This window comes from Staphylococcus pasteuri (assembly GCF_030547725.1).
Lineage (GTDB): Bacteria > Bacillota > Bacilli > Staphylococcales > Staphylococcaceae > Staphylococcus > Staphylococcus pasteuri.
This window is the reverse complement of the sequence record NZ_JAUOQO010000434.1, coordinates 1-263: the sequence shown is the minus strand read 5'-3', so window position 1 is coordinate 263 and position 263 is coordinate 1. Positions and strand designations below refer to the sequence as shown.

General features: G+C 44.9%; 1 protein-coding gene. It reads right to left on the bottom strand.

The genetic code is table 11. From position 1 onward, the window contains the following. Positions 1–230 (bottom strand): hypothetical protein (locus tag Q4528_RS14270; RefSeq protein WP_303522283.1); only part of this gene is annotated, 230 nt, incomplete at its 3' end. Positions 231–263 lie beyond the last annotated feature (33 nt).

The following is a 263-nucleotide window of genomic DNA, read 5'->3' as shown; positions in this document are numbered from 1 at the left end:
ACTTGGTAGAGTTGATCGGTTTCATTACTGACGTTGTCGGATTCTTGGCTGACTTTACGGGAGTTGTCAGAGGTGGTTTTCGATTTGGTATCAATATCGTTGAGGTTTTCGCTAATGCTGCCAATCACAGAGCTTTGCTCATCCGTCGCTGTCGCTATTTGTAAACACATATCATTAACTTGCTCAATCGCCCCTCTAATACTGTTGAAGGCTTGTTGAGCTTGCTTCACATCTTCTACGGTCGCGTCTACGTGGTTATTGCC